A 23,619-nucleotide genomic window follows, 5' to 3' on the forward strand; every position below is an offset into this window, starting at 1 on the left:
GACATTACATATTCGGGTAAACAGGCCCATCACCGCCTTGCGGACAAGTCCAATTAATATTCTGGTTAGGGTCTTTGATGTCACAGGTTTTGCATTGGATGCAGTTTTGCGCGTTGATCACAAATGTTTTTCGTCCCTGCTTTTCTACACATTCATAAACTGCCGCCGGACAATAACGTGTTGCAGGTCCGGCAAAGACACCTAACTCCGATGCCTCCTGCAGCTCAATAGAAGCAACATGCAAATGATTGGGCTGGTGCTCTTCATAATGTGTGTTGGATAAAAATACCGACGACAAACGATCGAAGGTTAATTTATTATCCGGTTTGGGATAAGCAATCGGTTGATGTTTGGATGCCTTCTCGAGACACGCATAATCAGCTTTTCCATGACCCAGCGTGCCAAACAGTGAAAAACCAAAAAACTGTTGCCACCACATGTCAAAGCCGCCCAGCCGTACCCCTATTTTCGTGCCGTATTTAGACCATAGCGGCTTGACATTGCGTACACGATAAAGATCTTTGCCAATCGGCCCCTGACGCCATGATGTCTCGATTTCGCCAATTTCGTCATGGGCACGTCCTTCGCCGATCGCGCGGGTCACATGCTCTGCTGTTGCGATAGCAGAAAGAACCGCATTATGAACCCCCTTGATCCGTGGTACATTAACGAAACCCGCCGAACACCCCATCAAAACACCGCCATTAAAGACAAGTTTCGGTACAGACTGCCAGCCCCCTTCGGTAATTGCCCTTGCACCATAGCTAATCCGCTTGGCACCTTCAAAAAGTGGCGCGATTTGAGGATGGGTCTTGAAACGTTGGAATTCTTCAAAAGGGGAGAGATACGGGTTTTTATAATTCAAATGAACAACGAAGCCAACGGCAACCTGATTATTCTCCATATGATAAAGAAATGAACCGCCTCCCGTCGCATCATCCAACGGCCAGCCAGATGAATGCTGGACCAACCCTGTCTGATGCTTAGCGGGATCAATTTCCCAAAGCTCTTTAAGCCCGATACCGTATTTTTGCGGCTCGCGACCTGCATCAAGCGAAAACTTCTTGATCAACTGTTTGGCTAATGATCCTCGCGCGCCCTCACCAATCAAGACATATTTGCCAAGAAGTGCCATACCGCGCATGTAATTAGGACCCGGCTGCCCGTCTTTTTCAACACCCATATCACCAGTTGCTACACCGATGACCGCACCATCATCGTTATAAAGGACTTCTGTCGCAGCAAATCCGGGATAGATATCAACACCCAAAGCTTCCGCACGTTGTGCCAGCCAACGACAGACATTGCCTAGTGAAACAATATAATTGCCATGGTTGGATAATAATTTGGGGAACATGAAATTGGGCATTCTGGATGCCGATGTTTCTCGTAAAAACCAGAACTCATCCCCTATGACGGGCGTATGAAAAGGATGGGATTCATCATTTTTCCAATCCGGTATAAGCGCATCGAATCCCGAAGGATCCACCACCGCACCTGAAAGAATATGGGCGCCAACTTCAGCACCCTTCTCAAGCACAACAACGGAAAGCTCAGGGTTAATCTGCTTGCAACGGATGGCCGCCGACAGGCCTGCGGGGCCTGCACCGACAATCACCACATCAAATTCCATGCTTTCACGTTCAGCACTCATGTCGAGAGCCTACAATATTTTGGTCAATTGCGGCACAATCTCAAAAAGATCGCCGACAATGGCAAAATCGGCAGTCTGCATGATCGGTGCCTCGCTATCCTTATTGATCGCAACGATAATACGTGAATCCTGCATCCCTGCTACATGCTGGATTGCTCCCGATATACCCGCGGCAATATAAAGATCAGGAGCGACCATCTTACCCGTCTGTCCAACTTGCCAGTCATTAGGTGCATAACCTGCATCAACTGCAGCACGACTGGCACCTAAAGCAGCATTGAGCTTATCAGCAAGCGGCGAAAGAACTGCGATAAATTGCTCGGCCGAGCCAAGAGCCCGTCCGCCTGAAACAACAACATTGGCGGCTGTCAATTCAGGCCGTTCGCTTTTGGCCATGTCGTGGCTGACAAATCTGGAACAATCAGGATCAGCAGCAGCTGTCACACTTTCAACTGTTCCATTACCGCCTTGTTCGGCTGCCTTGAAGGCGGTTGTACGCACCGTGATCACCTTCTTCGGTTCATTTGTCTCGACTGTCTCGATTGCGTTGCCGGTATAAATAGGATGCTTGAAAACCGTAGGGCTGACGACTTCGATAACATCGGAAATCTGCATTACATCCAGAAGTGCCGCAACACGCGGCATAACATTCTTACCTGTCGTTGTCGCTGCGGCAATAATCGTATCATATTGATCTGCGACCGAAAGGATCGTTGCCGCAACCGGTTCTGCCAATTGATGGGCCAGCGCATCGCTTTGTGCAAGCAATACCTTGCGCACATCTTTTAAAGAAGCCGCTGCCTGGGCAACAGATTCAGCTGCCTTACCGCAAATCAAAATATCAATATCACCACTAATCGCAGCGGCAGCTGTCAAAGCTTTGGCAGTCTGCCCCGAAAGCGTCTTGTTGTCATGTTCGGCTAAAAGAAGAATACTCATATTATTTTCCGTTTCATATCGCATCGGCATCTTTAAGGTGGCGGACAAGTTCATCCACGCTATCGAGCTTAATCCCGGCCTGACGCGGTTCCGGCGCTTCAACCTTCAGGACCTTCAAACGCGGCACCGCATTAATGCCCAGATCATCCAATGTCTTTTCTTCAATCGGCTTTTTCTTTGCCTTCATAATATTGGGCAATGAGGCATAACGGGGTTCATTCAATCGCAAATCAACAGTGATGACAGCCGGCAGCTTGACCTCAATTGTCTGCAGCCCACCATCAACCTCACGTGTTACAATCGCACGCTTGTCATCGACTTCTACCTTTGAAGCAAAGGTTGCTTGTGCCCAGCCCAGCAACGCACTCAACATCTGCCCCGTCTGGTTGCTGTCATCATCAATCGCCTGCTTACCAAGAAATACCAAATCAGGCTTTTCAATATCAACCAGACTTTTCAAGGCCTTGGCGACATTAAGAGGCTCGATCCGTTCTTCTGTCTTGACCAAAATAGCACGATCAGCCCCCACGGCCATCGCGGTACGCAAAACATCGCTTGCCGCCTGCGCCCCGATAGAAACAGCGATTACCTCGCTGGCGATACCTGCTTCGCGCAAACGGACGGCCTCTTCCAGAGCAATCTCATCAAACGGATTCATCGACATTTTGACATTGTCAAGCTCAACACCACTGTTATCCGCTTTGACACGCACTTTGATATTATAATCGATCACTCTTTTTACACCGACAATGATCTTCATCCGTTCTTCCTCAAAATAATTATCCATGAGTTGTGTCTTTTAATCCATGAGTCCCAATTGTAAACGAAAATAACCCGACAAGGCCTACGCTTCCTTTTGAAAATTAGGCTTTTTTCTAGAATATCCGACTATTTACGAACCCTTTAGTGCAGTTTTGTTCTATTCATTCCAAAACCTGCATCCTCATGTCATCATGTCTCGATCCGCCATGGCAGTGTCTCCCCACCGCGGAAAATAACAACTTCACTATCACCGACTTCAACCGTCGGCTGTAAAGCTTGCGTTTTTTTAATCAGCGTTATGGTATCCTCATTAACAGGCAATCCATGAAAATTGGCACCATTGAAAGAAGCAAAAGCCTCAAAACGGTCAAGCGCCCCTTCTTCATCAAAAACCTGCACATAGGTTTGCAATGCAGTTGCACCAGCAAAAACACCGGCACTGCAACAGCTTGCTTCTTTGGCAGTTCTCATATGGGGGGCGGTATCGGTGCCGATGAAAAAACAACTTTCACCCGATGTTGCTGCCTGTCGTAAAGCAAGACGGTGAACTTCGCGCTTGGCAACCGGCAGACAATAAAGATGGGGTTGAAGCCCACCTTGAAAAATCGATGTGCGGTTAATTACCAGATGATGCGGTGTAATCGTGGCAGCCACACGTGGTGCAAAAGAACGCACAACAGCCAGCGCCTCTTTTGTCGTTGCATGTTCGACAACGACTTTCAAACCTTCAAAGCGCTTGAGAAAAGGCACCAAGGTCTTTTCCATAAATATCGCTTCACGATCAAAAATATCAACAGTAGGATCAGTCACCTCACCATGAATGAGAACCGGCATACCGATCTTTTCCATACGCTCAAAAACAGCAGTAATATTATCAAGATCAGTGACGCCATTATGCGAATTGGTTGTTGCACCCGCAGGATAGAGCTTTGCCGCAATCCAGACTTTATCTCGAAACCCACGCTCGATTTCATCGGCATCACTCTGATCAGTGAGATAACAGGTCATGAATGGCTGGAAGTCATTGCCTTTCGGGCGGGCTGCCAGAATACGCTGGCGATAGCTTTCTGCCTCTGTGATACGGGTGACAGGTGGCACCAGATTAGGCATGATAATACCGCGTTTGAACTGGCTGGCCGTAAAAGGTAAAACAGCCTCAAGCATGGCACCATCACGCAAATGGATATGCCAGTCATCTGGCCTACGAATAGTCAATTTCTGTTCTACGCCATTTTGCGGTATATTGCCATTGTTGAACAGGGCATTTACGCTCATTATTTCACTCGCTTTTCTAATAACCACGTATCATATCAACTGTTTGCGGCAGTTTGCCGCTTTGCCGCCAAGCAGCAACATTCTGTTTAACAATCATCACTGCACTTTCAGGAAGCGTCACAGCTGCCACATGCGGTAAAAGGGTAATATTGGGATGATGCCAATAAGGGCATGTATCCGGCAAAGGTTCTTTATTAAAAACATCCAGAACAGCATGGGATATATGGCCGGCCTCAAGCGCATCAAGCATAGCGCCCGATTCAATAATAGGCCCCCGGGCAAAATTGATCAATGCAGCGCCCTGTTTCATTTGTGAAAAGCGTTTTTTATTCAACAGACCGCGCGTATCATCAGTAAGCGGCAATAAACAGACAACAATATCGCTCTGTCCTAAAAGTATTTCCAAACCTTCCTCGCCACTCAGACAGGCAACACCCTCTACCTGTTTAGGGCTACGGCTCCATCCGACCAGCTGGAAACCGGGTGTTTTCAACATTTTTGCTGCAGCTTGCCCCAAAGTCCCCAGTCCAAGAATACCGACCCTCAAGGATGTTGCCGGACGATATGGAAGCGGCTTCCATAATTTCTGCATCTGCAACGCCCGATAGGCCGGAATATCACGAGAAAGATAAAGACACCATGTCAACACGGCCTCTGCCATTGTATGGGACATATTGGGATCAATCAGCCGGACAATCGGCGGAGCATCTTGCCCCAATTCTGTTACCAGCCCCTCGACCCCCGCCCATAGGCTATGGATCCATTTGAGATTTTCAAGACAACGCACTTTTTCCGGTTCCGGATTGGCAACAATGGCAATCTCAGTCGCCTGCCTGTCTGTCTCGCTCAAATCATCGAAGGCAACAATACGCTCATCCGGCATAGCAGATGCAAGACGGGCAATCCATGCATCCCGTTCAGCAGAACCATAACGGCTGATAAAAGCAATGGCAGGCGGCATCCGGCTTCCTTTCTATATCTCTTTTATGTTTTTACCAGCCGCTTTTACAAAAGGCCATGTATGATCATGAAAAGCGCACGTTATTTTTATCACAAAAATATCTGCATTGCCGATCTTGCCTATTGTCGATATCCGGCAAGGCTTCTATCCTGTACCTCTCTTTCATATTCGAGAATATATCCATGGATCGCATAGTCTACCTCAATGGCCGATGGCTCAAAGAACAAGATGCCAAACTATCCATTTTTGACCGCTCGATCCTATTCGCCGATGGCATATACGAGGTCACCTGTTTTCTTGACCGCAAACTGCTTGATTTTAACGGCCACATGGCACGATTGAAAAACTCGCTCAAAAAACTGGACATTAAATATAACGTTGATGCCGATGCACTTTTAAACCTGCACCATGAAATCATATCGCGCAATGGCCTCATGCATGGTGTCATTTATTTGCAGATAACCCGCGGCGTCACTGAACGCGATTTCCATTACGACAATACTGTTGAACCGACATTCTTCATGTTTACCCAGACAGGTGCCGAAAAGGGTCTGGAAACTGTTCCGCAGCTGCGCATGATTTCTGCTCCCGAAGGTCGTTGGGTGCATCGTGACATCAAAACCATCCAGCTGCTCTATTCTTCTCTTGCTAAGACACGTGCCCATAATCAGGGTGTTCATGATGCTGTCTATATCGAAGACGGATATATTACCGAGGCAACATCATCCAATTTACATATTGTCGATCAGAATAATACCATTATCACCCGCCCGCTAGACGGAACGATTTTGCCCGGCATCACCCGCGCTGCTATTTTAAAGCTTGCCCAGGTCAATGGCATCAAAATTGAAGAGCGCCCCTTCACACTGGAGGAAACCTTTGCCGCACGCGAAGTCTTTATCAGTTCCGCTTCAACTTTTGCAGCACCTGTTATTGAACTGGATGGCCGACCAATCAGCAATGGCACCCCCGGCCCGACCACGCTCCAATTACGCAAGCTCTATATTGATCAGGCCGAACGGTACTGAAGATCGCTGGAGAGCGTATACAAACGGCTATCCTTTTACCATCAACATTACATCACCTTAAAATATTACAGCTCCCCAGCTGTTAGCCATCATGGGCAGGGCCGGATCGGCCCTGCTTCCTTTTTTATTTCTCCCTGAGTATTCTCGCTGCGGTAACCATATTCTCAATAGCAGGTTTAACCTCCTGCCATTGGCGGGTTTTCAAACCGCAATCAGGATTGATCCATATCTGTTGCGGTTTCAACCGCAACAGTGCCCTTTCAATAAGGCTGACCATTTCATCAACAGTTGGAATACGCGGTGAATGGATATCATAAATCCCCGGCCCCACTTCATTGGGGTAATTAAAACGGCGAAATGTATCAAGCAATTCCATTTTCGAACGTGATGTTTCAATCGAAATGACATCGGCATCCATATCGGCAATAGACGCGATGATATCGTCAAACTCCGAATAACACATATGTGTATGGATCTGCGTTGTATCTTGTACCGTGCTTTGACAAAGGCGGAAACATTCAACCGCCCAATCCAGATAATACGCCTTGTCTTTATCTCTCAGCGGCAATCCTTCACGCAATGCCGCCTCATCAATCTGGATAATTTGTGCACCGGCTTTTTCTAAATCTTTCACCTCTTCACGAATCGCCAATGCAATTTGACGGCATGTATCCGCGCGCGGCTGATCATCACGTACAAATGACCAATTCAAAATAGTCACAGGCCCGGTCAACATGCCTTTCACCGGTTTTTGCGTAAATGATTGGGCAATCTGCCACCATTGAACAGTCATGGCTTGCGGACGGCTGACATCCCCATAAATAATGGGCGGACGCACATAACGGGATCCATAGCTCTGCACCCAGCCATGCTGAGTAAACGCGAAGCCTGACAGCTGCTCACCAAAATACTGTACCATATCATTGCGCTCAAATTCACCATGTACCAATACATCCAGCCCTGCCTCTTCCTGCCATGCAATGGCATCGCGCGTCCGTTCACGTAAAAAGTCATTATAAACCCGTTTATTGATCTCGCCTTTGGAAAATTGCGAGCGTACTTTTCGCACATCGCTTGACTGCGGAAACGATCCGATTGTCGTTGTAGGAAACAATGGCAAACCGAGAATATCACATTGCTTTTTATATCGTTGCCCATAGGGTGAAGAACGATTGACGGAATGCTTCTTTTGATAATGTTTTTGCAAATCCGGTTGATGGATGCGTAATGATGAATACCGATTGGAAACAGCTTCCGCATTATCTTCAAGTTGTTGACGCACATCATTGGGTTGCCCTCCCAATGCTTTGGCCAGAACAGACAGCTCTTCCAATTTTTGTGTTCCAAAAGCAAGCCATGATTTTAACTCGTCATCCAGTTTAGTCTCAAGAGCCAAATCAATCGGCACATGCAACAACGAACAGGAGGGGGCCAATTCTACACGCTCTACACCCAACCGCTTGACAATCGGCGACAGTCTCTCAATCCACTTTCGCAAATCGGTACGCCATATATTGCGTCCATCGATGACACCCAAGGAAAGAATCTGGGTATCACGCAATCCCCCAACGATATTATCCAGCTGATCATCACCACGTACAAGATCAATATGTAAGCCACCAACCGGCAATGACAAAGCTGTCTGGATATTATCGCCCAGATCGCCAAAATAACTTGCCAGCATAATTTGGGGGCATTTTTCTTGAGTAAGAAGCCGATAAGCATAATCAAATGCACCGCGTTGATTGGCATCCAAATCTGTCACCAGAACCGGTTCGTCAATCTGCACCCATTCACAACCAACCGATTTGAGTTGCTGCAACAATTGCAGATAAATCGGCAGGAGATGTGGTAACAGGCTAAGCGGATCAATATCCGCCTCGCGACATTTTGACAGCATTAAGAATGTAATCGGCCCAAGAATGACTGGACGGGTTATAATCCCTTCGCTTCTGGCTTCCAAAAACTCTTCTACCGGTTTTATGGACTTTAGGGAAAATGGCTGGCGCGGTCGTAGCTCCGGCACCAGATAATGATAGTTGGTATCAAACCATTTGGTCATTTCCAATGCCTTGCGGCCTTTTGTATATTCACCTTGATGACAACTGCAATCACCACTTTCTTCATGTCCACGGGCCAAAGAAAAATAATGCTCAAGAAAACTTTTCGGCGTTGCAAGCTCTGCCTTTTCATTCATAACGCCAACCATGATGGCCGTATCCAACACATGGTCATAGAGCGAAAAATCATTGGACGGGATGATCGTAATTCCCTGCCGCTTTTGTAAAAGCCAATGTCTTTTCCGAAGCACGGAGGCTATTTTTAAAAGTTCGGATTCACTTATTTCATGGCGCCAAAATGATTCAAGTGCCTGTTTCAATTCTCGTTTTGCACCAATCCGCGGAAAGCCGAGCGATGCGGTTTTTATTGTTTTTCCAGTCATAATAAACCCCTATAAAAGGGGGCAAAGGGTAAGCGGACACCATTTGGAATATATACAATATTCCATCCGGCAACCTCCGGGACACCCCGCCCGTAGATAATGGAACACGCCTGCCTCCTCATAAAGACAGAACATGCTTTTCATGCCGCGGCAGGTCTCCTGGCTTGCAGGTCAACGCCTTCATCCGTCTTCCCGAATTTTCATTCAGTGACATCAATGGATATCGGCTCACCACATACAGTTGCGGGGGCAGCTCCGGCTTTTAGCATTCTGCGATAAGATCAGCATCAACCAATCCATTAGAAATGCCATACCGGATTCCCTCTTAGCTATGTCGGTTAAAACAAAGAACCACGACAAAAAATGATTTGGCATAGCCTTTTCACAAAGTCAATAATCATATAAAGATTTGCTTATATGTTTATGTATTGATATAAAATCAGATCGCAATATTGATCTTGTTCTGCTCCCAAAAAACTTCATATTGACGATTTGTAAACTTTTTATATCTATATATTGTGTCATATCCTTCAAAAACCGTCTATGAGACACAAGAGCAGGAGCATCGACATGACCATTACCATTTATTCCAAACCATCATGTGTTCAATGCAACGCCACTTATCGTGCACTGGCCAATATGGGTATTGATTATGAAGTGGTTGATATTACAGAGGATAAAAAGGCTTTTTCCTATGTCCAGCAATTAGGCTATCGGCAGGTACCGGTTGTCGTTGCCGGAGAAAATCACTGGTCAGGTTTCCGTCCCGATATGCTGAACGGACTACCGCACTAGACTCTAAACTTCAAAGGAAGCTACTTGCTATCCTCAATCAGGACAAAGAGGGGATTACCTTTTTAATCGTCTTTAACGTTGCATCATGCCCCATTTGTGTAATGTAAAAAAAATATGCCGCTTTGCTATTTGCATCATACTGAAGATACTGCCTGAGCTTGAATATCCAGCTTCACGCAAGCTTATCCGTATAAAAGATAGGCTGTAAAAGTGTAAAACGGGGAAAGCGGCATGAGCGTCTATGGCATGATGCGAACCGGTGTATCGGGCATGAACGGACAGGCAAACCGCCTTTCCAGTATTGCCGATAACGTCGCCAATTCTGCCACCACGGGTTACAAACGTTCCGACGTCCAGTTTTCAACCCTTGTTATTCCAAACAATTATCGCAGCTATCAATCAGGCGGCATCAATAGCCATGCCCGCCATATGATTTCCCAACAAGGAACCGCTCGTCCTACCCATGAATTGGGCGATGCCATGATCAACGGCTCAGGGTTCTTTCAGGTCGAAGATTCAGGTGGCCGAAAATTTCTGACACGTGCCGGTTCATTCCGTCCAGATAAAGACGGTTATCTGCAAAATGCCCAAGGCTATTATCTTCTGGATGAAAAAGGCCAAAAATTAAAAATAGATTCCAATGAAAAGCTTGAGAGTGAAGTCACGACAAAAATCGATATGTCGATGAATCTCAAGGCGACAGACACGGCACATCCACTTAACCCCCGCCCCAGCAGCAAGGTGAATGTTTCCGGTAACATCAATAAAGATACACCGATCATGCCAACTCTCGGCATCAATCCTTCAATACAACTCGACAAGACAGCATCAACGATTACACTACCATTCGATCCTGATAATGCGGCAACATACAATGAGAAATCATCTGTTACGGTCAAGGACGGACAGGGACGCGATGTCATACTTGATGTCTATTTGAGCAAAACCGCTCCAGACAGCTGGACCATGAATATCCAGAAGCTTATGCCTGACGGAAGCCATCAGCAGGTTTTACAAAATGAACCCCTGAATTTTGATACAGCCGGCAACCTTATCGGTGCACCGGCCAACTTGTCGCTCAATATACCAAATGAAGATGGCAATACCTTTACACTCGACTTCAACCTTGGCGCGAATGTAACGCAAAGCGGTTCATCAAGCTCCGTCAAATTGACATCAGATCGCCGCTTTGATCCAGATAATCGTGCAACCTATCATGAAAAAACGACCCAGACCGTATATGATAAAAACGGGAATGCCATCAATATAGATACCTACTTCACCAAAAAAGATGACAACACTTGGGAAGTCAATGTCTACGGTCAGGATATTTCAACCAATCCCCCCGGCTACATTCGTCTTTCCGGTAGCCAGATAGTCCATTTTAATGAATCCGGTGGTATGATCGATTCCAATTCCGGTATGGTGCTGACAATCCCCGATGCAACAGGCAATGATTTTACAGTGCAAATGTCATGGGGTGGTCTCCTCACTCAAAAAGAGCTAGCAAGCGACCTCTCCAGCAATATCGACGGACTCAATCCTAACGACCCAAACTCATATAACCGGAAACAGACGGTCACGGTCTATGACCCCTATGGTCAAGCCATACAATTGGAAACCTTCTTCACCAAAACAGGCCCGAATGAATGGCAGATGAGCGTTTATAGAATGCATGACTCTACCAAACCGGCAACCTATCAGCTGTTGACAAAAGAGTACCCAATCACATTTGATGCCAATGGCAAGCCTACAAATCCGCTCGGCTTGGCTAACCCTTCTATCGCTATTCCCGATTCAACCGGCAGCGGTGTTTTCAATGTTGATCTCAACCTTCAGAATATGATGACCCAGACCGGCGCCGATTATATTGCATCGCTGCGATCCAACGGTCATCCGGAAGGATATTACCAGAACTTTACAATCGGCACGGGCGGTGAAGTTATGGTCAACTATACCAATGGTGTTATTATGGAAAAAGGCCGGTTCAAACTGGGTTCAGTCATCTCTCCTGATGAACTGACCGTACTTTCCGGCACTGTTTTCGAAGTCAACGAAAAGAGTGGCGAGCTGGTCACCGGTTATCCGGGCGAAGACGGCTTCGGCTCAATCATGTCCGGTGTGTTGGAAGAATCCAATGTCGAGATGGGCGATGAATTGGCCCTGATGATTCAGGCCCAACGCGACTACACCGCCAATTCAAAAGTTTTCCAAACCGGCGATGAAGTCTTTCAGGTTATTACCAATCTCAGACGCTAGTAAAAAAGCAGGGAACCTTTCCTGCTGTATCATTATCAGTCAATAAATTCGCAACCCGCTTTTTCCAAAGCAATATCAACCCATGACCGATCAACAGTCCCTGCTTCGGTCTCTTGCATCTGGCGTTCTTCAGCGGCATGTTTTTTCTGTGTCGCCTGTAAAACAGTTTCAGCATAGTCACGCGCCACACAGACAACACCATCACTATCACCAAGTATAAGATCACCAGGCGCAATAGTCATACCTTCAAGCGCGATATCAAAACCGATTTCACCGGGCCCATTTTTATAAGGCCCGCGATGCGTCACACCCAAAGCATAAACCGGCAAATTTTTTTGACGAAAAGCATCAACATCACGAATGGCACCATAAAGAACGAACCCAGCCACTTTTCTACGAATTGCATGTGTTAGCATCAATTCTCCCATCAAGGAATTGGTACAATCACCACCGGCGTCAACAACAATAACATCACCTTCCTCTGCCATATCAATCGCCTTATGAAGCATAAGATTATCTCCGGGGCGTGATTTTACCGTCAATGCGGGACCGGCCAAGATGCAATTTTTATGATAAGGCTGAAATTTTGGACCAGCGGCTACCATGCGTGACATCGAGTCACTGACATTGGCAACTGGAAGTTTGGCAAATGCCGTAACCAGATCTCGATCAATCCGTGTCCAGTTCTTTTTAATACGAAAACCGATACCCATTTAAAATTCCTTTCTATTTAACTGGCAAGGGCTGCCGGATGTGCAATACTGGCCGGATCAGGCGGATTGCCATCCAATACAGATATAATATGACGGGCTGCAATCTCAGCCATTCTGACAGTCGAATGATGCGTGACACCACCAATATGTGGTGTGACAATAACATTAGGTGCAGACCATAACGGATTATCGGTTGCTGGCGGCTCTTCAGCGAAACTGTCAAGACCGGCACCAGCAATAACACCATCGCGTAGAGCTTCATACAGCGCTTTCTCATCAATCACACCACCGCGTGCCGTATTGACAATGAAAGACGTTTTTTTCATCAAGGCAATCCGTTCATGATTAATCATGGCGCGGGTCTCATGCGTAAGCGGACAATGCATACTGACAATATCGACCTGCCTCAATATATCTTCAAAATTTTGCTCGAATTTATAACCACGCGCTATAATATCATCACGCGCATAAGGATCACTAACACTGACATCCATCCCCAGAGCTGTCGCAAGGCGTGCTGTTTCCTTACCGATCGCACCAAAACCAATCAATCCTATATGGGATCCGGCTATATCACGACCGATGAATCCGGGTTTCAACCATTCCCCCTGTTTGGTTGCCTGATCAAGTCGTGGAAATTCCTTAATCAAAGCAAGACTTAAAGAAATCGCAAGTTCAGCAACCGCCAATGCATTGGATCCCATAGATCGTAAAACCGGTATATTACGTATATGAGCCGCATTGATATCAACATTATCAACGCCGACACCATGTTTTACAATCAGTTTAAGCTTGGGTGAAGCCGCAATGACCTGCTCATTGATCTTGCCTTGACGCACCATTAACGCATCAATCTGTAGTTCTGCCGCAATACGCGCTACCTCTTCAGACGGATTGTAGGGCGGCGAGAAATATACATCGATATCATGATCATTCAAAAGTTTGATCGCACTCGATGCAATCTGTGTATGAGTAACAAGAATACGTCTTTTACGTTTTCCATTGGCTGCATTGATATCAGACATATACTTTTCCTGAACACTATTTATGATGAATAGACCGATGGCGGGCCAAAACATTGCGCGCACGTGCAATAATCGGCGCATCAATAAATTTTCCATCCAATGTAAAAGCACCTACGCCTTTTTCATCGTGTGCCGCGCCGGCTTCAATAACACGTTGCGCCCATAAGACTTCTTCCTCATTGGGTGAAAATGCTTTGTTGAGCATGGGAATAATAGCGGGATGAATACAACTTGCGCCATCAAAGCCAAAATTGCGTGCCTCGATTGTTGCCACCTCCATAGCAGAATGATCACCATAGTCGGAAACACTGCGCAGCAAACCGAAAGATAAAACACCAGCCGCTTTCGCCGCCAGATGGATCAATAATTTCGGTAAGCGGATGACCTCGGGAACCGGCAAAGCACCCATTGCAGTTGCAATATCCTCAGCCCCTGCACTCAACGCCAATACGCGCGGTCCCTTGGCAATATCACGCGCATCGAAAACAGCCGAAGGATCTTCAATTAATGGCACAAAAACAAGAGGTGAGCGCCCCAGTTCTTTTTCAACCGGTGCCAATATCTGTACAAGTTGTTCAAGCTCCTCGCGCGTACTGACCTTGGGCAAATAAAGTCCATAGGCACCAGCACGACAAGCGGCAATCGCATCGGCCTTTGAAAGGCCGTTATCATTGTTAATACGGACAAAAACCTTGGCTCCACTTTGTCCAGCTATCGTGACGGATCTATCAAGCGCATTCCGTGCTATTTCCTTTTCCTGAAAAGCGACTGCATCCTCAAGATCTAGAATAATGGCATCCGCACCACGAGTATGGGATTTTTCAATAAATTTTGCATTGGATGCCGGTACATAAAGAAGAGAACGGATCATCTTATTCAGCACCCTCCTTTGACAGCCGACTTATATCAAAACCGATTTCTGTCAAAATCTCATGCGTATTCTCACCCAATTGCGGGGCTGGTCGCCGAAACTTGCCGGGCGTCTTAGAAAGACGTGGCAAAATATTATGCATTGCAACGGAACCGTTGTCCTTATCCTCGACATCGACCAGAATTTCACGTCGCTTGAAATGTTCGTCTTCAACAATATCAGCAATATCATAGACCGGACCAACCGTTGCACCTGCCTCACGCATCGTCTGTAATGCCTCATCACGAGTGCGCGACAAAAACCATGGCTTCAAAGCAGCATCAACTTCATCACGATGTTTTACACGCTCGGTATTGGTGGCATAACGTGGATCTGTTTTCATTTCCGGGTGCCCGATAATATCGAATATACGCATGGCCACTTGCGGCGTAGAACCGGAAAGCGCAACATATTTACCATCCGATGTCTGATAGATATTGCGTGGTGAAACCGTATTGGAAGCGCTGCCTGAACGTTGTTTTACCTTACCCGTCGCATGATAAATTGAAGCCTCCGGCCCTAAAGTTGCAAAAATCGGCTCCAGCAATGAAAGATCAATCACCTGACCACCGCTTTTATTTTTCTCCCGCGCATAAAGCGCCATAGAGACCGCCTGTGCGCCAAAAGCACCTGCAATCATATCGGCCAGTGCTAAAGGTGGTAATACTGGCTCACGATCCGGAAAGCCTGTGCGGGCGGCAAAACCACTCATCGCTTCAACCAAAGTACCGAAACCCGGTAACTGGGCATAAGGCCCCGTCTGCCCGAATCCTGAAATACGTACAACAATCAACTGCGGATTGAGCGCAAGCAATACATCCGGTGCCAACCCCATTTTTTCAAGTGTACCAGGCCGAAAATTCTCAATAAAGACATCGGCTGTTTTAATTAGTGCTTTCAACGCCTCCATATCACCCTCATGGCGCAGGTTAAGTTTAACCGAACGCTTGTTACGGCTATAAGTTTTCCAATGAAATGACTGCCCACCATCACGCCACTCACGCAAAGGATCGCCTTGCGGCGACTCGATCTTAATTACATCGGCACCAAAATCAGCCAGTTGCAATGATAACATATTGCCGGCAACCAGACGCGAAAGATCTATAACGCGAATATCCGATAAAGGACCTTGGGCAGCAGGATCAAAATGGATAACTTGAGACATTTTTTACTCTTTCTATTCTGATATATCCGAGGGGAATACTGTTGCGGCTTCCGGTGGAATACGCACATACACTTCGCTCCCCATCGAAAGCTCACGCGACGTTTGCAAACGGACTTCCTGACCAGCGCCCCTCATTTCATACTGATAGGTCGCGCCCAGATAAGTGATATGCTGCACCTTGGCCTTAAAACTATTATCCGTTTTTTCATCAACCAGTTCCAACCGTTCCGGCCGCACAGCAATAACCAGCGAACCATCTGCTGCGACCTCACCTGAAGGTACATGAATTTCTGTCTGATCGGCGAGTACAACCGTTGACTGCTTAGCATTTTGTGCTGTCATTCTGGCATGAATAAAATTTGACGAACCAATAAAGTCAGCGACAAAAGCATCGGCCGGTGCATTATAGATTTCTTTTGGTGTACCAAGCTGGCGCAAATGCCCCATACTCATCACCGCGATCCGATCAGAAACAGCCAACGCCTCGGACTGGTCATGCGTTACATAAATCGTTGTTACATTGAGCCGTTCCTGCAGTTCGCGTAGCCATACACGAGCACGCTCACGTAATTTAGCATCAAGATTGGAAAGCGGCTCATCAAGCAGCAACAAACTAGGGCGATAAACCAGTGCACGTGCCAAAGCAACACGCTGTTGTTGGCCACCCGACAACTCAAACGGATAACGCTCGGCATAGGGCATCATTTCTACCAATGATAATGCCTCGCTGATACGCTCATCACGCTCCGCTTTACCCATCTTGCGCAGGATAAGCGGAAAAGCAAGATTCTCGGCAACAGTCTTGTGTGGCCAAAGTGCATAACTTTGAAAAACAAGACCGATATCACGCTTTTCTGGTGCTATATTGATTTTTTTGGCACCATCAAACAATACGCGATCACCAATACGAATGATGCCGCTTGTTGCTTCATTCAAACCGGCGATCGAAAAAAGGGTCGTCGATTTTCCACATCCCGAAGGACCTAGAAAAGTCAGAAATTCTCCTGAAGGCGCATTGATCGTAATATTATTAACGGCGGTAACATCACCATAACGAATGGTGAGTTGGTCTAGAACGAGATCAGCCATAAATTTTAGCTCCCAGAATATAACGGGCAAGAAGAACAAAAGTGGCAGTCAATATGACCTGAATAGCAGCCAAGGCCGACACCGGGCCATTATCGCCCTGCGCCACAAGCTGCAACATCGTTGTGCCGATAATTTCCGCACCGGGTTGATAAAGAAAAACAGCGGTTACATATTCCTTGAAAAAATGAATGAATAACAACGCAAAACACGAAAACAACGCTGGCTTTAGAAGCGGCAAAATGATGCGTGTTACTGTTGTCCACCAATCACCACCGGCCACACGTGAGCCACGATCCAATTCATCGCCAATTTGTGAAAGCGCAGGCGCAATCGCACCAAATCCGATAGGGATATAACGCATGATAAAAGTAAGGATCAAAATCCAAATTGTTCCGCGGATAAAATCAAGCCCCGGCATCCAGATCATCGCATAGAAAAAACCCAAACCGGCAATGATACCAGGCAAGGCACGCGGGAAGAGGGCAATATATTCAAGCGTACGATTAAACCGGAAGTCGGAACGGCGTGCAACCAATGTCAACACGGCAACAAAGAATGTACCGATTGCTGCACCAACCAGCGAAATAACAACCGAATTGATGATAGAACGTACATAATTGGCACTTGAAAAAATAAGATCATAATTGGCTGTTGTCAGCAACTTCCAGAATGGAATGAGCGGAGTCAGGAAACTGACACCGGAACGCATAAAAATGCCGGCAAAAACAGCAATAATCGTCGCCAAAGTATAGATAAGGATAACAATAAAAGCGACCCATTTCCATCCACCAAGATCTAGAATAGAAGGACGAGAAGCCTTACCACGCACCGTCACGAAACGACCGCTTCCTTTCATCAAGAAACCTTGCAGCCAAACCAGAAAGGCAACAATTGCCAACAGGATAAAAGCGGCGGCACCGACAAGTCCATAATCAGGACGCACAGCAGCATTAATGCCGCGGTCATAAAGAAAAGTAGTAATAGTATTGATCTTGCTAGGGCTGCCGAACAGTAACGGAATAGCCAACATCTCTATACCGATAACAAAATTTAAAACAGCCGAATAGATCATAGCCGGACGCATCATCGGCACCGTAACCGACCAAAGCGAACGGAAAGGTCCCGCACCAGCAGAGCGTGCCGCTGCTTCGAGTTGAGGATCGGCTTTTGTGACAGCGCCCAAACACATAAGATAGGCCAATGGTGCCTGACTTAACCCTGCAACAATACCCATCCCCGAAACAGAATAAAGGTTCCATGGCACAAAACCAAAAAGACTTTTCATTGCCAGCGTAATATACCCTGATGGCCCATACATGGTGAGCCAGCCAAAGGCAATCACAAGATTGGAAACAAAAAGCGGCCAGAGTAGAACCTCTCCAAAAAAGCGTCGGCCAGGCAAATTGGTACGCCCAATAATCACAGCCATAATGGCACCGAATATCTGCGCAACAATTGTCGTCAATACAGCAAAAACAATTGTATTGAATGTAATGCTGATCATTTCGGGATCAGAAAAAAGCCGCACAAAATTGCCAAGTGTCAATGTGCGGCCACCCTCATAAAGCGGCCTATCAATGAAAGCCTGATAGAAAATTGGGGCAATTGGTGCAACCACCATGATAAATGTCAAAAGACTGACACCCCAAAAAATCAAAGGCGAACGGTTAAACCCTTTTTTGACGGGCCTATCAGTACCAGTATTGGACGTCAAACTCATAAATTTCTCGTTTTCTTGGAAAAAGACAAAACTGTTGGCGCAGATCGTACGCCAACTGATAACAGATATTATTGCGGCAGCTGACCATGCATTGCGCCGTCCCATTTCTTGACGAAGCCATCGGCATCACTCAATAATTTGGCGTCAAAACCGGCCTGGATAATCTTATCCTTACCCACGAGGCCTTCAATACCCTGCAATGTATAACGTACTTCCTTCTCATCAACATCTTCACGATAGGGCACCAAACCGCCCTTACCAATCAATGTCTGACCTTCACGGCTTAAAGCAAAATCAAGAAACAGCTTAGCAGAATTTGGATTAGCAGCCTGTTTTGGAATACCCATGCCGCGCTGCATCATGATGGTCCCGTCATCGGGAAAGGCAAAGCCTAATAATTCACCGCCGGGCTGCTCAAGACGAGGAAAAATTGTGATCCCCGAAACAGCAATACCAACCACATATTCACCGGTTGATATTTTTTCATTCATCGGACCACCGGATGTTTCACCACGAAGAGAGGGACCAAGACTTGCCAGTTCCTTCCAACCGGCATCTCCTTTTACATTCATAAAATTCCACCATGCCGTCAAGCCAAATGAGTTGCGGGCGGCATCATAAGTTGTCACCTTGCCATTGAAGGTTGCTGGATCTTGTTTGACCATCGCAACAAGCGATGAAAATCCGGTCGGGCGCTGATCTTCACTCAGTAGATATTTATTATAAGTGATAACCAGAGGATCGGTTGAAAGCACATAAACACCGGCATAAGGATGGCCGAAGGCCGGAATTTTATCAATTTCCGGACTCTTATAATCCATCATGCGACCATCATTACCATAAGCCGCCCAGCGATCATTGGCACCTGAAATCAGAATGTCAGCTGTACGCGAACCACTTCCAGCCTCGGCCTCCCAACGGGAGTGGACTGTCCCCGATCCTAAATCAAGTGTTTCAATCTTGATCCAAGGATAGGCGTTTTTGAAACCTTCAACAATCGGCTGCCAATTATTATCAGCCATATTGGAATAGATCATCAGCCCTTTTTCAGCTTTTGAGCCTTCAATAATCGTCGCATAATCTGCTGGATAGCCTTCAGGTACAACAACATCTTGTGCATGCGCCTGTATATCCATCCCTAAAATAAAAGCTCCCAAACCTAAAACTCCCAGAAAACGCCTCCGTGAAACCATTTTTTCCTCCATTCACGTTAAACTGCATCGGCTATTGCCGTCGAAATATCCTTTGCTGCTGCCACAACAATCTTTTCAAGATTATGGGCACTACTGACAAAACGCTCACGCGGCCCTGAAATATTAACTGCCGCAATAATATCCGATCGCGTATTACGGATAGGCGCGGCGATACCAGCGGCTCCTTCCACGACACCATTCGGATTAAAATAAAAGCCCTGCTCTTTAGCGATACAAAGCTTGGCGCGAAAATCCTGCGCCTCCTGTTTGCTCAATCTATTTGCATCACAATAGGAATCAATTTCAGCATCTGTGCGTTCGCACATCAAAACAATACCAGACGCAACCTTATGGGTATGACGCAATACCGAAATATTGCGATCATAAACGATTTCACGCTGTGGCAATAATTTATTGAGGTAACAAACCTTATAACGCTGTAAAACAGCGATAAAAAGACTTTCACCTGATTGCACGACACTACGTAGCAAAATACTTTCTGCAAGTGTTAGAAGCGTTGATGGTGCAACAGCACCTGCAGATATACTACCTGGCATATGATGAGAAACAAAACCATTATTATCAGTACGTATGATATAACCACGCTCTTCAAGCAGCTTTAACAATAACGACGTACTGCTCTTGGGCATATCAAGCATCTTAGCAATAGAGCTGACATAAAGCGCTTCACTGCTGGCAGAAAAAAGCTCCAGCAAATCCAGTATACGCTCTGCCCCACGGCCACTCATCAAATCAACCTCATCAATGATGAAATTGTTCACTATAGTGAACATGCATTAGTTTGTCAGCGCATGCACCATTTGTCAAGACACAAAAAAGTCCATAAAGCATGATTTAAATCAATGCCAATTGTTCAAAATAGTGAACAAAAAAACAATTAGTGAGGAAAAATTATTTTGGATAGACGCGTTTTTCTTATCTTGTCAGTACACGCATAAAATCAATAACTCATATCCATACTAAAAAGCCGGATAGATCATCCTCTATCCGGCTTTTTAGTATCTATGACAACCAAATCATTACGCCTTTATTCAGGCATATTTCTTGATTGCATCAGCGGTAATTGAGACCAATTTATCTATTTCTTCTTTCTCTATAATAAGCGGTGGCGACATTGCAATAACATCGCCTGTCTGACGGATCAAAGCACCATTTTTAAAGGCATCGGTAAAGACTTCATAGCCTCGTTGACCCGGCGCATCTTTTCTTGAAGCTAATTCAATACCAGCAACCAACCCAATCGTACGTAAATCAATCACATTGGGTAGTCCCTTAAGACTGAATATTGCATCTTCCCAATATTTTGCCAGCTCTTGACCTCGGGTCAGCAATCCTTCTTTTTCATAAACTTCCATTGTTGCCAGACCGGCAGCACAAGCCACCGGATGGCCGGAATAGGTATAGCCATGAAAAAGTTCAATCTGATTTTCAGGTCCACTCATCAAACCATTATAAATGCTTTCATGAACAAATACGGCGCCCATTGGAATAACACCATTGGTAATTCCCTTGGCACACGTCACCATATCGGGAATAACGCCAAAATAATCCGCACCAAAAGGTGTTCCCAAACGGCCAAAACCGGTGATCACTTCATCGAAAATCAGCAAGATGCCATATTTCTTTGTAATTTCACGCAAGCGCTGCAAATAACCTTTCGGGGGCAGAATAACACCGGCAGAACCCGACATCGGTTCAACAATCACGGCCGCAATCGTCTCTGCGCCATTAAGCTGGACAATCCGTTCAAGATCATCGGCAAGCTCGCCCCCATGCTCCGGTAGGCCGCGTGTAAAGGCATTTTTTTCAATATTCAATGTATGGCGCAAATGCGAAGCCGGAATCTGAGGGAAAACACGGCGATTATTCACCAGACCGCCCACCGATATTCCCCCAAAGCCAACACCATGATAGCCTTTTTCACGACCGACCACATGTGTGCGCGTTCCCTGACCAATCGCGCGCTGATAGGCAATAGCGATTTTCAACGCGGTATCACCCGATTCAGAACCGGAATTGGTAAAAAACACATGATTAAGACCACTGGCCTTGCCACCAGGTGCCATGCTGACAAGCTTGTTGGCAAATTCATGCACCATCGGATGGGTCATCTGGAAACCGGGAGCATAATCCAGCGACATCAACTGGCGCTCGACTGCCGAGGCAATCTCATCGCGGCCATGACCGGCATTCACACACCATAGGCCAGCCGTACCATCAATAATCTTATTGCCATCAATATCGGTATAATACATTCCCTTTGCCGCAGCGAGAACCCGCGGCGCCGCCTTAAATTGACGATTGGCCGTAAACGGCATCCAATAACTTTCTAAAGAAGGCATATTTGATTTTACAGTCATCTCAAAGCTCCCATGTCTGTTTATTTCATAAGGCGCATTTTTTTAATATTAAACAAGTCCTTTTTTGATTGAAATTAAGTTATTGATTTTACTTATATCAAAATTATATATTTACGATATATCAACCACACCAACCAATAAGGCAGCATGATGGACTCCATTGATATAGGCGGGCGATTACGTTATGTGCGCATGCGGCAAGGTCTTTCACAGCGCAAACTAGCAGCACAAAGCGGTGTTACCCATTCAACAATATCCTTGATCGAAAGCGGTCAAAGCAATCCCTCTGTTGGTGCACTCAAACGCATTCTTGATGGTATTCCGATTGATCTGGGTGAATTCTTTTCACTTGAACCGACGAGACCGACAACCGTATTCTATCAGGAGAGTGAGCTGACAGAAATCGGCAAAGGAAAGATTTCCTATCGCCAGATCGGCGAGCGTTTTCCCTCACGTCATTTGCAAATCCTGAAAGAGCGCTATCTGCCCGGCGCCGATACAGGCAAAGTCCCCTTTACCCATCAAGGTGAAGAAGGCGGTATTGTCATTTCCGGTCGTCTTGAAGTCACCGTCGATGATGAACGACGCATACTCGGACCGGGAGATGCCTATTATTTTGAGAGCCATAGGCCACATCGCTTCCGCTGCGTCGGCGATAAACCATGCGAGGTTGTCAGCGCCTGTACACCGCCCAGTTTCTAAAACATACCGATACAGAAAAAACGCTGTTTTAAAGATTGCTCAACATCGTGTTAAGCGTTGCGCGGGCGTGGTCATGCATGTCCATATTGACCAGTTCGTCAAATGTCGGTTCGGGATCAGGCACAACAACTTTGCCATTTTTCACTGCAAGCCGCTCCATGATCTGGCTTTTACAGTTATTGATCTTTTCATCCATTTTATCAAACATGGTTTCAAAAAACTCGATGGCATGGAGCTTGATTGTATCGGAAAATAACTGATCTGCATCTATGATCAGGGCAGTCATTACATCACGATCAAGAAAAGATTGAGCGCCAACAATATCCAAAAACTCTGTAAAATTCGGTTCTCCATTATGATCGCGATAATAGAAATCATGCAAACTCTTTCGAACCTCATTCAAGCTCTGACAAACCGAATCCACATGCTCCAATGGCTTTGATTGTACACCCTCATTGACAGCCATAGAATATTCATCCTCTGTCTGAGACTGCAATTCCAATGCAGACAACCCACCCAATGCCGTTATACTGACCATAGATAAAAAACCTCGCTTCGCTTATCATCAAGATAAAAGCTGAACCTTGCGCGAAACTAAGGCTGTA

20 protein-coding genes and 1 riboswitch are annotated in these 23,619 nt (G+C 46.2%); of the genes, 4 read left to right on the forward strand and 16 right to left on the reverse strand.

Translation table 11 applies throughout. The annotated features are described in order from the left end of the window. Nucleotides 1-4 precede the first annotated feature (4 nt). The 5 genes from ACYZ97_RS08965 to ACYZ97_RS08985 all read right to left on the reverse strand — a co-directional run bounded on the left by ACYZ97_RS08965 (nucleotide 5) and on the right by ACYZ97_RS08985 (nucleotide 5,591). Nucleotides 5-1,654: an electron transfer flavoprotein-ubiquinone oxidoreductase gene (locus tag ACYZ97_RS08965; protein WP_473298240.1), complete on the reverse strand. Its 1,650-nt coding sequence runs from the start codon at nucleotides 1,652-1,654 to the stop codon at nucleotides 5-7. 9 nt (nucleotides 1,655-1,663) lie between these two features. Next, nucleotides 1,664-2,593: an electron transfer flavoprotein subunit alpha/FixB family protein gene (locus tag ACYZ97_RS08970; RefSeq protein WP_473298242.1), complete on the reverse strand. Its 930-nt coding sequence runs from the start codon at nucleotides 2,591-2,593 to the stop codon at nucleotides 1,664-1,666. 13 nt (nucleotides 2,594-2,606) lie between these two features. Continuing rightward, nucleotides 2,607-3,353, reverse strand: a complete 747-nt coding sequence (locus ACYZ97_RS08975) for an electron transfer flavoprotein subunit beta/FixA family protein (RefSeq protein ID WP_473300671.1) — start codon at nucleotides 3,351-3,353, stop codon at nucleotides 2,607-2,609. A 191-nt stretch (nucleotides 3,354-3,544) separates the two neighbouring features. Then, on the reverse strand, nucleotides 3,545-4,630 hold the full coding sequence (gene pyrC / locus ACYZ97_RS08980) for a dihydroorotase (protein ID WP_473298243.1): 1,086 nt from the start codon (nucleotides 4,628-4,630) through the stop codon (nucleotides 3,545-3,547). A gap of 16 nt (nucleotides 4,631-4,646) precedes the next feature. After that, on the reverse strand, nucleotides 4,647-5,591 hold the full coding sequence (locus tag ACYZ97_RS08985) for a 2-hydroxyacid dehydrogenase (protein ID WP_473298244.1): 945 nt from the start codon (nucleotides 5,589-5,591) through the stop codon (nucleotides 4,647-4,649). Nucleotides 5,592-5,773: 182 nt separating this feature from the next. Between ACYZ97_RS08985 and ACYZ97_RS08990 the strand changes: the two genes are divergently transcribed. After that, nucleotides 5,774-6,619 (forward strand): aminotransferase class IV, encoded by an 846-nt coding sequence (locus ACYZ97_RS08990; protein WP_473298245.1) that lies wholly within the window; start codon nucleotides 5,774-5,776, stop codon nucleotides 6,617-6,619. A 124-nt stretch (nucleotides 6,620-6,743) separates the two neighbouring features. Here the strand turns inward: ACYZ97_RS08990 and metE are convergent, their stop codons facing one another. After that, the gene (gene metE, locus ACYZ97_RS08995; RefSeq protein ID WP_473298246.1) at nucleotides 6,744-9,062 is read right to left on the reverse strand and encodes a 5-methyltetrahydropteroyltriglutamate--homocysteine S-methyltransferase; all 2,319 of its coding nucleotides are present in this window, start codon (nucleotides 9,060-9,062) and stop codon (nucleotides 6,744-6,746) included. Between the two features lie 132 nt (nucleotides 9,063-9,194). Next, a riboswitch (cobalamin riboswitch) is annotated at nucleotides 9,195-9,433 on the reverse strand. Between the two features lie 199 nt (nucleotides 9,434-9,632). Here metE and nrdH point away from each other — a divergent pair. Beyond that, entirely contained in the window at nucleotides 9,633-9,857 is a 225-nt protein-coding gene (gene nrdH / locus ACYZ97_RS09000) for a glutaredoxin-like protein NrdH (RefSeq protein ID WP_473298247.1), read from the forward strand. Nucleotides 9,858-10,088: 231 nt separating this feature from the next. Next, complete coding sequence (locus ACYZ97_RS09005; RefSeq protein WP_473298248.1) at nucleotides 10,089-12,116, forward strand: flagellar hook-basal body complex protein; 2,028 nt, start codon at nucleotides 10,089-10,091, stop codon at nucleotides 12,114-12,116. A gap of 35 nt (nucleotides 12,117-12,151) precedes the next feature. Here the strand turns inward: ACYZ97_RS09005 and ACYZ97_RS09010 are convergent, their stop codons facing one another. From ACYZ97_RS09010 to aptA, 9 genes are all read right to left on the reverse strand, one after another. Further along, on the reverse strand, nucleotides 12,152-12,829 hold the full coding sequence (locus ACYZ97_RS09010) for an RraA family protein (protein WP_473298249.1): 678 nt from the start codon (nucleotides 12,827-12,829) through the stop codon (nucleotides 12,152-12,154). 17 nt (nucleotides 12,830-12,846) lie between these two features. Continuing rightward, entirely contained in the window at nucleotides 12,847-13,854 is a 1,008-nt protein-coding gene (locus ACYZ97_RS09015) for a hydroxyacid dehydrogenase (RefSeq protein ID WP_473298250.1), read from the reverse strand. A 16-nt stretch (nucleotides 13,855-13,870) separates the two neighbouring features. Then, nucleotides 13,871-14,725, reverse strand: coding sequence for an HpcH/HpaI aldolase/citrate lyase family protein (locus ACYZ97_RS09020; RefSeq protein ID WP_473298251.1), 855 nt, complete (start codon nucleotides 14,723-14,725; stop codon nucleotides 13,871-13,873). Between the two features lies 1 nt (nucleotide 14,726). Next, nucleotides 14,727-15,929 carry a CaiB/BaiF CoA transferase family protein gene (locus ACYZ97_RS09025; RefSeq protein WP_473298252.1) on the reverse strand — a complete coding sequence of 401 codons (1,203 nt, stop codon included), beginning with the start codon at nucleotides 15,927-15,929 and terminating at the stop codon, nucleotides 14,727-14,729. A gap of 12 nt (nucleotides 15,930-15,941) precedes the next feature. Continuing rightward, entirely contained in the window at nucleotides 15,942-17,018 is a 1,077-nt protein-coding gene (locus tag ACYZ97_RS09030; RefSeq protein ID WP_473298253.1) for an ABC transporter ATP-binding protein, read from the reverse strand. Next, on the reverse strand, nucleotides 17,011-18,738 hold the full coding sequence (locus ACYZ97_RS09035; RefSeq protein WP_473298254.1) for an ABC transporter permease: 1,728 nt from the start codon (nucleotides 18,736-18,738) through the stop codon (nucleotides 17,011-17,013). The genes ACYZ97_RS09030 and ACYZ97_RS09035 overlap by 8 nt, the downstream gene beginning before the upstream one ends. 68 nt (nucleotides 18,739-18,806) lie before the next feature. After that, on the reverse strand, nucleotides 18,807-19,931 hold the full coding sequence (locus ACYZ97_RS09040) for an ABC transporter substrate-binding protein (protein WP_473298255.1): 1,125 nt from the start codon (nucleotides 19,929-19,931) through the stop codon (nucleotides 18,807-18,809). A 17-nt stretch (nucleotides 19,932-19,948) separates the two neighbouring features. After that, nucleotides 19,949-20,713 (reverse strand): IclR family transcriptional regulator domain-containing protein, encoded by a 765-nt coding sequence (locus tag ACYZ97_RS09045; protein WP_473298256.1) that lies wholly within the window; start codon nucleotides 20,711-20,713, stop codon nucleotides 19,949-19,951. 270 nt (nucleotides 20,714-20,983) lie between these two features. Then, nucleotides 20,984-22,312, reverse strand: coding sequence for an omega-aminotransferase AptA (gene aptA / locus ACYZ97_RS09050; protein ID WP_473298257.1), 1,329 nt, complete (start codon nucleotides 22,310-22,312; stop codon nucleotides 20,984-20,986). Nucleotides 22,313-22,462: 150 nt separating this feature from the next. Between aptA and ACYZ97_RS09055 the strand changes: the two genes are divergently transcribed. Beyond that, nucleotides 22,463-23,014 carry a cupin domain-containing protein gene (locus tag ACYZ97_RS09055; RefSeq protein ID WP_473300672.1) on the forward strand — a complete coding sequence of 184 codons (552 nt, stop codon included), beginning with the start codon at nucleotides 22,463-22,465 and terminating at the stop codon, nucleotides 23,012-23,014. Between the two features lie 28 nt (nucleotides 23,015-23,042). Here the strand turns inward: ACYZ97_RS09055 and ACYZ97_RS09060 are convergent, their stop codons facing one another. After that, nucleotides 23,043-23,552 carry a hypothetical protein gene (locus ACYZ97_RS09060; RefSeq protein WP_473298258.1) on the reverse strand — a complete coding sequence of 170 codons (510 nt, stop codon included), beginning with the start codon at nucleotides 23,550-23,552 and terminating at the stop codon, nucleotides 23,043-23,045. Nucleotides 23,553-23,619 lie beyond the last annotated feature (67 nt).

The organism is Bartonella sp. bp_1 (assembly GCF_055808085.1).